The organism is Pseudomonas sp. FP2335 (assembly GCF_030687535.1).
GTDB lineage: Bacteria > Pseudomonadota > Gammaproteobacteria > Pseudomonadales > Pseudomonadaceae > Aquipseudomonas.
Window position 1 is genome coordinate 4092634 of sequence record NZ_CP117437.1, and the last position, 13906, is coordinate 4106539.

Annotated in this window: 10 protein-coding genes and 1 pseudogene; 5 read left to right on the forward strand and 6 right to left on the reverse strand. The window is 58.9% G+C overall.

Going from position 1 to position 13906, the window contains the following annotated elements; all coding sequences use genetic code 11:
• Positions 1–203: 203 nt before the first annotated feature.
• Positions 204–2398: pseudogene (locus PSH81_RS18350) on the reverse strand (AAA family ATPase).
• A 539-nt stretch (positions 2399–2937) separates the two neighbouring features.
• The gene (locus PSH81_RS18355; protein WP_305391252.1) at positions 2938–3666 is read right to left on the reverse strand and encodes a hypothetical protein; all 729 of its coding nucleotides are present in this window, start codon (positions 3664–3666) and stop codon (positions 2938–2940) included.
• Positions 3667–3855: 189 nt separating this feature from the next.
• On the opposite strand from PSH81_RS18355, the gene PSH81_RS18360 reads away from it, so the two are divergent.
• Together PSH81_RS18360 and PSH81_RS18365 are read left to right on the forward strand one after the other, a co-directional pair.
• On the forward strand, positions 3856–4218 hold the full coding sequence (locus PSH81_RS18360) for a hypothetical protein (protein WP_192296870.1): 363 nt from the start codon (positions 3856–3858) through the stop codon (positions 4216–4218).
• A gap of 69 nt (positions 4219–4287) precedes the next feature.
• Positions 4288–5541 (forward strand): hypothetical protein, encoded by a 1254-nt coding sequence (locus PSH81_RS18365; protein ID WP_305391253.1) that lies wholly within the window; start codon positions 4288–4290, stop codon positions 5539–5541.
• A 182-nt stretch (positions 5542–5723) separates the two neighbouring features.
• On the opposite strand, the gene PSH81_RS18370 is transcribed toward PSH81_RS18365, so the two are convergent.
• On the reverse strand, positions 5724–6350 hold the full coding sequence (locus PSH81_RS18370; RefSeq protein ID WP_226455086.1) for a glutathione S-transferase family protein: 627 nt from the start codon (positions 6348–6350) through the stop codon (positions 5724–5726).
• A gap of 132 nt (positions 6351–6482) precedes the next feature.
• Here PSH81_RS18370 and PSH81_RS18375 point away from each other — a divergent pair, with 132 nt between their 5' ends.
• Positions 6483–6938 (forward strand): VOC family protein, encoded by a 456-nt coding sequence (locus PSH81_RS18375; RefSeq protein ID WP_226455085.1) that lies wholly within the window; start codon positions 6483–6485, stop codon positions 6936–6938.
• Between the two features lie 91 nt (positions 6939–7029).
• Here PSH81_RS18375 and PSH81_RS18380 read toward each other — a convergent pair whose 3' ends face one another.
• From PSH81_RS18380 to PSH81_RS18390, 3 genes are all read right to left on the reverse strand, one after another.
• A complete protein-coding gene (locus tag PSH81_RS18380) occupies positions 7030–9087 on the reverse strand; it encodes a methyl-accepting chemotaxis protein (RefSeq protein WP_305391254.1) in 2058 nt (685 codons plus the stop codon).
• A gap of 319 nt (positions 9088–9406) precedes the next feature.
• The gene (locus PSH81_RS18385) at positions 9407–10108 is read right to left on the reverse strand and encodes a tRNA (adenine(22)-N(1))-methyltransferase TrmK (protein WP_305391255.1); all 702 of its coding nucleotides are present in this window, start codon (positions 10106–10108) and stop codon (positions 9407–9409) included.
• 5 nt (positions 10109–10113) lie between these two features.
• A complete protein-coding gene (locus PSH81_RS18390; RefSeq protein WP_192296876.1) occupies positions 10114–10824 on the reverse strand; it encodes a FadR/GntR family transcriptional regulator in 711 nt (236 codons plus the stop codon).
• A gap of 337 nt (positions 10825–11161) precedes the next feature.
• On the opposite strand from PSH81_RS18390, the gene PSH81_RS18395 reads away from it, so the two are divergent.
• A complete protein-coding gene (locus PSH81_RS18395; protein WP_305391256.1) occupies positions 11162–12523 on the forward strand; it encodes an MFS transporter in 1362 nt (453 codons plus the stop codon).
• 19 nt (positions 12524–12542) lie between these two features.
• Positions 12543–13868 carry a glucarate dehydratase gene (gene gudD / locus PSH81_RS18400; RefSeq protein WP_226455081.1) on the forward strand — a complete coding sequence of 442 codons (1326 nt, stop codon included), beginning with the start codon at positions 12543–12545 and terminating at the stop codon, positions 13866–13868.
• The last annotated feature ends 38 nt before the right edge of the window (positions 13869–13906 follow it).

Consider the following 13906-nt stretch of genomic DNA (forward strand, 5'->3'; position numbering starts at 1 on the left):
TTGCCGCAGGCCAGACAGGGGAGCTACTTTTTCAACAGAATCGGCCAGAAGCGGACGGTCACCAAGTAAATAAATCTGTCCCTTTTCCACCCACCTGGTTTCGTGATGGGCTGGTTTCACCCGTCCTGACGAGGAGAGAGCATGGCTAATAGCCGATGAGACGGAGTACTCGCCATATGGTGAATGCCCGTCTCATGTCGGATTTACTTATTCATCGCCTGGTAATGCTCTCCATACCCTGACTCTTCGAAAATCAACCTCAAGCCGTCCTTGAATACTTGATGGTCAAATTCCTTGATATCAAAAATATTTTGTCCCAACGAATGGGATTCTCGATTCATGTATCTGTAGAACGTCACGAATTTGTCGCCTGACAGGGCTGGTTTTTGGAAAACATTATTAAAGTCTTTCTTTTGAACAAAATTAAAGAAGTATTCGACAATGTTGCGCATGCAGTTTGCAATTAGCGCGGGCGGTGAGGCTTGGTCCTTTATAACTGACCAGTAAGACTGGTAATCATTCTGGATTTCCTCATAGTTCATTGAAATTACAGAGCTTCCATTTGCATTTTTGATAACCCTGAAAAGATGCTGCGTCTGGCCCGCTTCTCTTTGTTAGTATGCGTTAGCTCATAGAAAAAATACAGACTATGAGTCAGGACAAACACTTGAGCATAGCTTTTATCATTGATGAAATATCTCTTGATCAACTGCCCGATATTGAAAACATAGAGGTGGGAAAGGCTTGAGATTGGGTCATCAATCACCACTACTTTCGTCTGCGGAACAGCATTGGCAGTCTTCTGCCCTTTACAAAGCTCAATGAAGTACAGAAAGCTAATGACTGTTTTCTCGCCCTCACTTAGCGAGTGAAATGCATTTCCTTGATCACTGGCCCTTGAAACACGATAGAAGTTCTCGCCATGTGATATCACAGAAAAGCCATCGATGCCGATCTCTACCAGTCCGCGATTTATATTTTCGATAGACTCTTCGATATTAACAGTTTGCTTTCTAAGATTAGAAATCTTGAGATTTGAGGCCTCGATAGATTTATTTATCTTGCTAGCGTCTTGGCTGAATTGGCTGGCCTCATTTTCAATGCCAGTGGCCGATTGAGAGTAGGCAAAAATGGTTTGATCGTAGTCCCAACGCATCAAAGCCCAAAAACGAGCCTTTATATCGTCCCGAGTTTTTTTCTTGTTCGTGAGTTTGTCATTATGCGATTCGATCAATGTGTTCAGGTCGTTGAGTAAACCGTTAAGCACATCAACAGTTGCCTTGGTGTCGGTAAGACTAACTGCCGCGCTCGGGCTCTTGATCTTGTTGCCAATAAGCAGGACGTTCTCACGTACTGACGCTTTCAAAGCTTCAAATGCGATATTCCATGCTTCTGCTAGTTCTTTACTCGCAAGCGCAGAGTTTGAGATGTCCTGCAGGTTCAGGCTAGAGGTTAGTGACTCATAGATACTTTTCATTGACTCCAGCGAGTTCACATCATCCTTGTAAGCCTCATCGAAGACTGAACTTATGGAGTCAATAAAGCTTTTGGTGATCGTTTCTTGCTGGCAAAAGGGGCACTCCTGTTTATCTTTGTCATTCGAAACAAACTGAAGCCCCTCCTTCACCCAATCAAAATTCCCTGCCTTGGCTATGAACTCGGCGACTGAACCTTCCTGGCTGCCAACAATGATCTTCGACCAGAGCGAATTGCCCTCAATACTTAGCCAACCAGCAGAAATATTTGGAATTTTATTATACGTGACAGCACCTTCACCTTCGATTGATGAGGCCTCTGTCTTTAAATCATCGGCCGTGTAGTCCGGTGAAGCTTCTGGCAAGGGAAGCCCAAGAACGTGCTGAAAAAGAAGATCTGTCTTTTTCAAGCCATCCAGGCAAAACTCCAATACACGATCTCCACCAGCATACTTCGTTTTTATTTCCCAGATCTTTGTGCTCGCTTTCGATTTCTCTTGATCTAATTTGGCAGAGTTTGCTGAAGAGGCTGCTGAGTTTGCCTGTTGCGCAGCACGATGTTTGTCCAGCTCTTTCGTTTCTGCTTCAATTTGCTGGAGTGCGACCTTGTTCTCTTTCGAAAGAGTAAAAATTCCTTTTAAATTATCTTCTTCGTAAAAGTAGTCGTTGAGGAAGCTTTGATTATAGACTAGAAAATCACACGACTGACTTAATTTTACACTGCATTTAGCAAACCGCGGCTCACTTTGATTATATAGAAACTCGGAAATAGTGCTTTTCCCGGCTCCATTAAGCCCATAAATTAGCGATGTCTTTCTGGTTGGAGAGAGAATAGATTTGGACTTGTAGCTAGCGACGCCATTTATGTTCAATTCCGTGATCACAGCCTGACTCCTTTTTGCTAAGTAGCTTTGGGCCATCATTAGTGGCAGCAAGGAGCATAGGCGACGACGGAAACACCTTCCACACCTACTTTAGGCGAGGACAAAGAATTTTGGGCGTATACAAACCTGGCTTGAGACCGAGCTAGAGCCTCTGCGGGGCGTATCAGCCCCGTTTTTTCTAGTAGATCATATGCCTAGGCGCTGAGTGGATGTCCACAGCTGTCACCAGCCACCCCTGGCTGCCTTTCACCTAGTGGCTGATCCATCTAGATTCATCGCTCATTTGCACGGAATATGGGACAGAGTTATCTATTAGGCGACAGTCCGCTTCTGGCCGATTCTGTTGAAAAAGTCGGCCGTGGTTTCCACGGTAGAAAAGTACGCGCTTGAGATTGAAATCTTTGCATTGAGCAGAGTATGCCGGGCTCAGATTTCGCGTAGCTGCGCGCAAAAAAGGCGTTTTCAGCGATCAGTATGCGGGCAGTCTGGAAGAACCGACTTTTTCAACAGAATCGGCCGAAAGCAGCCCGTCGCAAACAGCACTAACCGCCCCAAACCATCACCTACCCACCCGCAAGTCAGACCATCACGGAGAACCGCTGCGCTGCTCGCCGCTCAAGCATCGCGTTTTCCGTCTCGCGCGTGGCCCGTTCGCCTTTATTGGACAACTGAGTGAAAAAAGTCGCGTCCTTGAACTCTGCGGGAACCATGGTGCGCGTGTCTTTCAGCAAGGGCGCCAGATCAATAGTGCTGGCGAAGTTTTCCTTCGTCAGGCTGTAGTAACCCATGTAGCTGCCCGACCACGGTGAATCGGCGTCAACCAGATCGATGGACGCATCTCGATAAGAAACGGCGGCGGCTTTGAGGCCAAGGGATTTGTTCAGCAGATCCGTGAGCCGCTGGGTGTCCGAGCGGCTGAGCTGCGCGGCGGTATCGAGCACCTTGAGGTTGCCATCGGCCTCAACAGTGAAACCATATTTTTTGCTGGCCAGGTCGGGAGCACTGTTCGACAGCGTTGCCTGGAATGCCTGGAAAGAGGCTTTCAGCGCTCCATGCGCCCCAGCGGCAATCTGAGCGAATCGAGGGAACTCCGGGGATTGGGAGCGGCCGATCCAGGTGTCGACGACCTCGAGTTGTTTCACCATGGTGCTGGTGTCTTCATTGGGATGGTAGATGACTGCGGGCGAGGCATTTGCCAGGGTGTGCTGGTTGGCATCTGTCAGCGGCTGGGGCTCGAGCTTGTGTTCAGAAGGCCTAAGCTGGGTGTTTGCTGGCGGGATGAAGGTCGAGCTGACGGAAAGTACCATTTCAATCAATCCATGATCGGTGGGTTCCTACAGGTTATCGACGGGCATAGCGTGAGCTTTAGGTTGACCGAAGCGACCCCATCGGCGCCTCACTCAATCTCGGCACCTCCCACCGTCGGGCAGTGCCATGGCTGAAACTGCGCTCGGCCCCTGCTAACCTGCGGCCCTTGCCTTTTTCCGGAGCGTTCCATGGCCCTCTCAAAACGCGACAGCGCGCGCATCGACCGCAGCCTCGTCGCCAGCCTGACCGAAGCCTGCGAAACCGCCAAAGCCGAAATCCCGGGCTTCGAGTGGCTGACTCATACGGTCAACTACGCCGACTTCCCGCGCAGCCTGGTGATCACCTGGGTCTTCGACACCCGTGCCCACCGCGACCACGCCCTGGCCACCGGCCTGGACACGCGCATCCGCGAACTCACCGCCACGGCCCTGCACGCTGCCGACATCGCGCCCGTGCCGCTGAACCGCTGCGTCCAGTTCGACTGCGAAGAAGACTGCCAAGCCCGTCACGGCGGCAATTGGCGTTTGCGCCTGACCCGCTCCGCCAACTAGAGCCCGGCGCCCAACTGCTGGATAATGCCCCACCCTGCTCCCCGCCCTTCGATAAGGAAGTCCTGCCCCATGAAGTTGCCGTTCGCCCTGCTGACCTGTGCCCTGCTGCTCCCCACTGCTGCCCACGCCACCGATGCCGCGCTGACCGACACGCTCAAGGCCTTCACCCGTTGCGATGCGAGTTTCTTCAGCAGCCTGAACAGCCACCGCGACGCCTGGCAGGCCTACGCGCCGCTCAAGCAGGAAAAGAACTTCGCCTGGATCGCGGTTAAAAACCGTGCCGACCACAAGGCCAACCAGGTGCCGGTCAGCGCGCCGGCCATCGGCGGGCTGAAGCTGCTGTCGTACAACGATGAGGTCACCGACCTTGGCGCGCTGGGCCTGTTTTATTACTGGGGCTTCATTGTCGATGGCGGTGTCGATGAGGTCGCACAACGCCTCACCGCGTTGCTGGAGCAGCCCGGCTCGCTGCAAAAAGGCGACAAGGAATACACCCGCAGCGAGCTCAAGGTCGGCAACGGCTGGCTGTCGATCAAACCGCAGCCGGGCAAGGCGCCGGGCCTGCGCCAGGTGGAGCGTGTGCTGATCGTCGAACCGGAAGGCAAGCAAGGCACGCAATCGCGCATCAGCTGTTCGGTGCAGGGCGGGGTCAACGCGGGGCTGCTGGCGCAGTTGCGGCCGGACATTGCACCGGCGGACTACCCACGTACGCAGGCTGAAACAGAGATCGGCGATGTCGAAGTGCCGGCCAACGTGCTCCAGCGCCTCGACTCGCCCCTGCTGCAACCCAAGTTCAAGACACTGAGCTACACCTATTTCGCCCGCAAAGGCGATGGCAGCCAGGACCAGCCGACTTCGGTCACGTTCAAGGCCGAGGGTGGTTTGCTGGTGAAGAACGAGGTCTACGGCAAGACCTTTAACGTCGACCGCCTGACGCAGGCGGACATGATCCAGCTGAAATCGAAAATGAACGGCGTGGGCGATGGCCGGGTGCTGCAAACCCGTGAAGCCGAGCTGCACATCCCCGCCAGCTGGACCCAGGGCCAGACGCTGAGCGCGAAGTTGCACATGGTCAATGTGCCCGCCCGGCCGACCGACAAGGCCATCGACACGTCATTGACCTGCACCGTCGGCGCGCGCATCCCGGCGCGCCAGGTGTTTGCAACCTTGACCGGTGACGCGATAAAGCTGGCCTGCGACCAGGGCGACTACAAGACCTCACGCGTGTTCATCGAAGATCTGGGCGTGGCCCTGACGCTGGAATCGACCTCGAGCCAAACCCATTACGTAAATGAATACACCGCGCTCGAAGTAGTCCGCTAACCCACCCTGCCTCGACGCACCCGTAGTGAGCGGGCTTGCCCGCGCTGGGTGGCGCAGCCGCCCCAAACGATGCGCCGCGGTGTTGCAGGGGGACCGAGGTGCCGGGATTTGGGGCGGCTGCGCCACCCGGCGCGGGGCAAGCCCGCTCACTACAGTGGCCCGTTTGGTGTACATCAGGGGGGTTATTTGGCGAATGCGTACTCGCCACCTTGCTCCACTGCCTTGCGATACGCCGGGCGTGCCTGGAATTTCTGCACCCACGCCGCCAGGTGCGGATACGCCGCCAACTTGCCCTGCGCCCCGGCGACTTCGCCAATAAAACTCATCTGAATATCCGCGCCGCTCAACTCATGCCCAAGCAGGTACGGCGTCTGCCCCAGCACGTCGTTCAGGTACCCCAGGTAATTGGCCACTTCCGATTCGATGCGCGGATGCAATGGCGCGCCCGCCTCGCCCAGGCGGCCGACATAGAGGTTGAGCATCAACGGCAACATCGCCGACCCTTCGGCGAAGTGCAGCCATTGCACATACTGGTCGTAGGCGGCGCTGGCCGGGTCCGGTTGCAGGCGGCCGGCGCCGTGGCGGCGGATCAGGTAGTCGATGATCGCGGCGGACTCGATCAGCACCTGGCCGCCGTCCTCGATCACCGGGGATTTGCCCAGCGGGTGGATGGCCTTGAGTTCAGGCGGTGCAAGGTTGGTCTTCGGATCGCGCTGGTAACGCTTGATCTGGTACGGCAGGCCGAGTTCTTCGAGCAGCCAGAGGATGCGCTGCGAGCGGGAGTTGTTGAGGTGGTGGACGGTGATCATAGGGTGGCTCCGCTGGGCGACAGTGAATGACTGAGCAAGAGACTACGCCACTGGCCTGGAGTGCCAGGAAATATATTTCAGTGTGACGGGCGCCATGGTTACGATGGGGATCGGCTCGTACGGAGAGGCACCATGGATCTGAAATTCAGTCACGTCGACATACTGGTCGAAAACCTCGACGAGGCCTGCGCCTACTACGCGCACATCCTCAAGGCCCGCATCTCCAAGACGTTCGTGTGGGAACGCGGCGGCCTGCACGTGCGGTATGCCGTGGTGCTGCTGGGGCAGGAGCGCTTCATGCTGGTCCAGCCCATTGCGGGGAACTTGCGCGCATTGCTGGACGCCCACGGCGAAGGGATGATTTACCGGCATTGCTACACCACGCCGGACATCGAAATCGCCTACGACGAACTGGTCGCCGCTGGGGTGCAACCCGAAGACGAAAACGGCACGCCGCTCGCCCGCGAGAACCTGCAATCGCCGTCCGGCGGACGCATCATCTGGTTGCCCAAGCGCTTCGGGCATTTCTCCATGGAAATCCTCGAAGCGGCAACGCTGGAAGCCTTTATTGCAGAGGCATTTGACTGATCGCCGCCCGCTCCCATCGAAATGCTGAAAGGCACTCAAAGATGGGAAGAGGCTCACCCCCTCCCACACAAGCGCGCGACACAAACAGAGATCAGCTCAGCCGGAACCGTGCAGTGTTATCACTCAACGCCTGGCTGCCCTTGCTCAAGGTATCGGCCGCCTGGTTGACCGCCCGTGCACCGTCAAGCAAGCGCCCCGCCGCCTGGTCCACCTGCTGGATATTGCCGCTGACTTCATCCGCCGTCGCGGCCTGTTCTTCTACCGCCGTGGCGATCTGCGCCAGGGTGTCGGTGACGTTCTGCACCGCGCCGGCGATCTCGCCCAGGCGCGTGCCGAGCCCGGTGACGGACTCGGCATCGGTCAGCGCTTGCTCGCACGCGGCGCCCATCAGGGTGACCGCCTGGCTCACCGTCGCGCGCAGGCTGTCCACGGTGCTGGCGATCTGCGCGGTGGAGGCCTGGGTACGTTGCGACAGGCTGCGCACTTCATCGGCCACCACCGCAAAACCACGGCCCTGTTCGCCGGCGCGGGCGGCTTCGATGGCGGCGTTGAGCGCCAGCAGGTTGGTCTGCTCGGCAATGCCACGGATGGTGTCGACCACCGATTGAATCTGCTGGCCCTGCTGGCTGACTTGCTCCAAGGCATTGGCGGTGTCGGTCAGGCGCCGGTTGAGCTGCTGGATGCTCGCGGTGGTGCGCTGGCTGTCGCGGCTGCTGTCTTCGGCGATGCGCCGGGTCTGCTGGGCGCTGCCCGAGGCTTGTTCGCAACTGCGCGCGACGCCCATGGACGTGGCGGCCAACTGGGTCGCGGCGGCGGCAATCTGGCTGATCTGTTGTTGCTGGTCTTCGACTTCGTTGAGGGTGCTGCCTGATTGCGAATTGAGGGTGAGCACCGCCGAGCCCAATTGCTGGGTCTCGTGATTGACCCCCAGCAGGCTGGTGCGCAATTGCACCACTGCGACGTTCAGCGCAGTGCTGATCGCCGCCAGTTCGTCACGCCCTTGCACCGCCACTTCCACACACAGGTTGCCGTCACGCAGCGACTCCGCCAGGGTGGTGATGCCACTGGCGCTGCGGCGGATCGAGGCTTGCAGGCACATAAACAGGTACAGCGCCGCCAACGCCAGCAGGCTGAACGTCACCGCCACGGGAATGATCTGCTGCAGCGAGCGGTTGTGGTAATAGCTCAACCGCGCATCCAGGGACTTCAGCGTCTGGTTGCGCAGCGCGCCGAGGCTGTCGAGCATGGTATCGACACTGCTTTCGAACGCTGTGGTATCGAGCTTGATGGTGCCGCCGAACACGCCGTCGTCGAGGACCTTGAGTTGGTTATCCAGGCCTTGCAGGCTGCTGTCGTACTGCGCGGTCCACGCCTCGATGCCCGCGTATTGCTTGGCCTTGAGCGAGGCGGCGGCCTTGACCAACTGATCCCGCGCATCGCCGATACGGCCGCGCAGGTCGCGCATCTGCAAGCGGCTTTGCAGGGTGAACTGGCCAGACGCGATGGACGACTGGCCCACACTGGCCATGCGTCCGATGCGCTCGATCAGGTCGGGGGTGTGCTGGGTGGAAATCTGCATCAGCAGGTAGGTTTCCAGCCATGGGTCGAGGATCAGGCCGGTGTCCAGGGTCACCTGTTCGCGCAGGGTTTGCATCGCAGTCAGGGCTGCGGTGAAGCGATCATAGCCGTCCGGCCACCAGCCCACGGTACGCAAGGCTTGGGAATCCATACCCTTGACCGTGGCCTGCAACGCCTCGAAGCGCGTCAGGATATCGGCGCTGGCATGCTGGGCCTTGAGCGCCTCGCCGAGGGTTTGCAGGCTTTGCAGCAGCACCGGGAAGTTGGCATCGACCTTGTCCATCGCCGCCTTCGCCGCCGGCGTGGGGGCGTGCAGGATGTCGGCGGCTTTCCAGCGTGCGGCCAGGTTGCGCTGGGCGGTCAACTGGGCGTCCAGCGCGTCCATCGCCAGCAGTTGGCGCACGCCGGACTGCTCGCTGGAGATCACAGTCAATTTGGCGCGGTAGTCCTGCCCGATCATCCACAGGCTGCCGGCCAGGGGCAGCATGAACAGGAAGAACAGGATCTGGAACTTGCGCGCGAAACCAAAACGGCCGAGTAGGCGGATACCGGGTGATAAAAAGCTGTGCATGTCCGACCACTCCCTAAAACGACCCACGCGGTGCACCGCACGGTGAAGCCTTGAAATGACTAACGGCAAAACGCCATGTCATTGATTAAATTGGCTCAAGCAAGATACGGGCCGTAGGGTGGGAGGCTTGAGTTACGCGGGGTGGCACACAAAAAGCGCACGCCACTTGCCCTGAAATGGGGCAAAAGCACTCAGTACCGCTCACAGGCGTAACCATTGGTACAAAACAACGGATCTGGAGCGGGCCCTGGTACCAGTCAGTCAAGGGCGAACGCTGTGCTTGTGGAGAGGGTGCAAGCGGCCTCGCCACATTTTGTTTTCACTCGCCTTTCAACAATGCGGTGATCCAGCTGACGTGCCGCGCAAGCGCTTGCAACTTGTCCTCAAGCCCCGCCTGGCGCGCCTGTTCAAGGCTGGCCAAGGTCTTTTGTTTCTCGCGCAGCGTACGTTGCCACTTGGCCAAAAACACCGGGCTGCGGGCCTGCAAGTGCAACGGGCCGAAGTATAGTTGCTCGGCGCTGTAGCGCACGGGCTCGCCGCGCTCGGCGACGATGATTTCGTAGTAGAAGCGGTTCTCGTGCAGCAGCTCCTCGTGAAGGATGGCGTAGCCGTTGTCCATCAACCATTGGCGTAACGGTTGCTCACCGCCGTTGGGTTGCAGGATCAGCCGCTCGCGGCCGTTCAGGTGCGCCTTGCCGCTGGCGAGAATGTCGCGGATGGTTTCGCCGCCCATGCCGCACAGGCTGATCGCGGTGATGCCGTCTTGCGGCTCGATGGCCGCCAAGCCTTTGGCCAGGCGCACGCTGACCTGTTGTTCCAGACCGTTGTCACGCACGGTGCGCTGCGCCGCGTGAAAGGGCGTAGCCGCCACCTCGCCCGCCACCGCCGCGGTGATTGCGCCACGACGTAACAACGCCACCGGCAGGTAAGCGTGGTCGGAGCCGATATCGGCCAGGCGTGCACCGGCGGGCACGTTCGCCGCCACGCGCTCCAGGCGCATGGATAAAGTGTGTTCGTTCAACTGCCCTACTCTCCCGAAAAACGATCGCGACTGTTGCTCAAGTGCAGCACCATCGCGGCGCGTGCGGCGTCCGGGTCCTGGCGCTTGATCGCATTGAAGATTGCCTCATGCTCCAGGTGCGCCAACTGGCCCAATTGGGCGAAGTCCGCGCCGCCGCGCTCGGCGCCCTTGACCTGGGTGCGCGGAATCATCGCATTGCCCAGGTGCAGCATGATTTCGGTGAAGAAGGTATTGCCGGTGGCTTCGGCGATCAACTGGTGAAAGCGCTTGTCTGCTTCCACGCAACTGTCGTTGTTGGCCAGGCAAGCCTGGTAGTCACTCAGCGCCACACGCATGCGCGCCAATTGTTCATCACTCCTGCGCAGTGCGGCCAGCGCCACCGCCTGCACCTCAAGACCCAAGCGCAACTCGAGCACGCTGCGCACGCTGGCCACCGTGTCCACATGCAGGCGCAGGCCGGATTGAGCTTGCGGCGCGAGCACAAAGGTGCCGATGCCGTGGCGTGTCTCCACCAGCCCCGAGGCCTGCAACTTGGACAGCGCCTCGCGGACCACGGTACGGCTTACCCCGTGTTCAGCCACGATGGTGGATTCGGATGGCAGCTTTTCACCGGGCTGCAACTGCCCGAGCAGGATGCGCTGGGTCAGCGCGTCGAGCACGCCTTGGGCGAGGTTGTTGGAACGTTTACGGACAGGCGTTCCGTTTTCATTGGGCATCGTTACGGGTCCACGGGGCTGGGCTGGTGGGAGCTTAACACCCTGCCCGCAGACGAGGCCGGGCAGATTCAAAATCCCACACAACTTGTATGATGACTATCTTTTGCTTGGCACAGACTCAAACACATCGCCAAGGCATCCACAGCTATCCACACCCACCAGACAGCCTAAAAAACCCAGCAAACACTGACAAATAACCAAAATACCAATAAACCCTACGGCCTTATAAAAACAAAAATCACAGCGCCCGATTGCGGCTTCAAGAAAAGCACTTGTATGATGTCTATCAACAAGACGCATAAACCCGCATAAAAACAATCAGGGGGAGTTTTGAACTGTGACCCATTCAAGCCATGCATCCGCCGCTTCAACCAGTGATTCCGTCCTCGCGCGCGCCGTGAGCAAAGTGAAGCGCCACGTGCTGCCACTGTTCGTGATTATGTTCATCCTCAACTACATCGACCGGGTCAACATTGGCTTCGTGCGCACGCACATGGAGCATGACCTGGGCATCGGCGCAGCGGCCTACGGCTTCGGCGCCGGGTTGTTCTTCATCGGCTACGCACTGTTCGAAGTGCCCTCCAACATGCTCCTGCAAAAGGTCGGCGCACGGATCTGGCTGACCCGCATCATGTTCACCTGGGGCATCGTCGCCACGCTGATGGCGTTCATCCAGAACGAAACCCACTTCTACATCCTGCGGTTTCTGTTGGGTGTGGCCGAGGCGGGTTTCTTCCCGGGGGTGATCTACTACTTCACCCGCTGGTTGCCCGGCGTTGAGCGCGGCAAGGCCATCGCGATCTTTCTCAGTGGCTCGGCGGTTGCCTCGCTGATTTCCGGCCCCTTGTCGGGGGCGCTGTTGCAGATCGAAGGCTTCGGCCTGCACGGCTGGCAATGGATGTTCGGCATCGAAGGCCTGGCCTCGGTGGCGCTGGGGTTCTTTGTGTGGTTCTGGCTCGACTCCAAGCCTCACGACGCGAAATGGATGAGCCGCGAAGAGCAGGACGCACTGGTCAACGCCATCGACCAGGAACAACGCGACCGTGAAGCGCTGAGCACGGTCAAGCCGACCATCGGCAAGCTGCTCAAGGACCGCCAGATCATGCTGTTCTGTGCGTTGTACTTCTGCATCCAGTTGACGATCTACGCCGCGACGTTCTGGCTGCCGAGCATCATCAAGAAGATGGGTGAGTTGAGTGACGTGCAGGTCGGTTTCTTCAACTCGATCCCGTGGCTGATCTCGATCATCGCCATGTACGCCTTCGCGTCGCTGTCGGGCAAGTTCAAGTTCCAGCAGGCGTGGGTTGCGGCGGCGTTGTTGATTGCGGCGGCGGGCATGTTCATGTCCACCACCGGCGGGCCGGTGTTTGCCTTCGTGGCGATCTGTTTTGCGGCGATCGGTTTCAAGTCGGCGTCGTCGCTGTTCTGGCCGATTCCCCAGGGCTACCTGGATGCGCGCATCGCTGCGGCGGTGATCGCGCTGATCAACTCCATCGGCAACCTGGGCGGCTTTGTTGCGCCGACCACGTTCGGCTTCCTGGAACAGACCACCGGGTCGATCCAGGGCGGCCTCTACGGCCTGGCCGGCACCTCGGTGCTGGCCGCGATCCTGGTGTTTTTTGCCAAGACTTCGCCCTCTGCCGCGCTGGCGGCACCCAGCGTCGTGCCCAGCGGCGCGGCCATCAGCAAACCTCTCTGAACCTATTTAGGAACCTGCCATGAACACGCCTATCGTCAGCGATTTCCAAGTCATCCCGGTCGCCGGCCATGACAGCATGCTGCTCAACCTCAGCGGCGCCCACGGTCCGTATTTCACGCGCAACATCGTTATCCTCAAGGACAGTTCGGGCAACACCGGCGTCGGCGAAGTGCCCGGCGGCGAGCGCATCCGCGAAACCCTGGAAGACGCCCGCAGCCTGGTGATCGGCCAGCCCATCGGCCATTACCAGCGCATCCTCAACCAGATGCGCAGCACCTTCGCCTCGCGGGACTCTGCCGGGCGCGGCCTGCAAACCTTCGACCTGCGCATCACCATCCATGCCGTCACCGCGATGGAAGCGGCGTTGCTCGACTTGCTGGGGCAGTTCCTCGAAGTGCCGGTGGCCGCCCTGCTTGGCGAAGGGCAGCAGCGCGATGCGGTGAAAATGCTCGGTTACCTGTTCTACATCGGCGACCGCAACACCACCGACCTGGCCTACCGCAACGAAGCCGACGCCGATGACGACTGGTTCCGCCTGCGCCATGAGCAGGCGTTGACTGCCGAAGCCGTGGTGCGCCTGGCCGAAGCCGCCAAGGCCAAATACGGCTTCAACGACTTCAAGCTCAAAGGCGGGGTATTGAGCGGCGACGCAGAAATCGAAGCCGTCACCGCCCTGGCCGAACGCTTCCCCGATGCACGCATCACCCTCGACCCGAACGGCGCATGGTCTCTGCAAGAAGCCATCCGCCTGTGCCGCGACCAACACCACGTGCTCGCCTACGCCGAAGACCCCTGCGGTGCGGAAAACGGCTATTCCGGCCGCGAAGTAATGGCCGAATTCCGCCGCGCCACCGGGCTGAAAACCGCGACCAACATGATCGCCACCGACTGGCGCGAAATGGGTCACGCGATCCAACTGCAATCAGTGGACATCCCCCTGGCCGACCCGCACTTCTGGACCATGCAAGGCTCGGTACGTGTCGCGCAGATGTGTCACGAGTGGGGCCTGACCTGGGGTTCGCACTCCAACAACCACTTCGACATTTCCCTGGCGATGTTCACCCAGGTCGCCGCCGCCGCACCGGGCGACATCACCGCCATCGACACCCATTGGATCTGGCAGGACGGCCAGCGCCTGACCCGGGAACCCCTGAAGATCGAAGGCGGCTACGTGAACGTGCCGGCCAAACCCGGCCTGGGCGTGGACATCGACATGGACGCCGTGGCCAAGGCCCATGAGCTGTACAAGGGCATGGGCCTGGGCGCACGGGATGACAGCGTGGCGATGCAGTTTTTGATTCCAGGGTGGAAGTTCAACAACAAACAGCCGTGCCTGGTGCGATGAACTAAAACACAGAGATCAAAAATGTGGCAGCGGGCTTG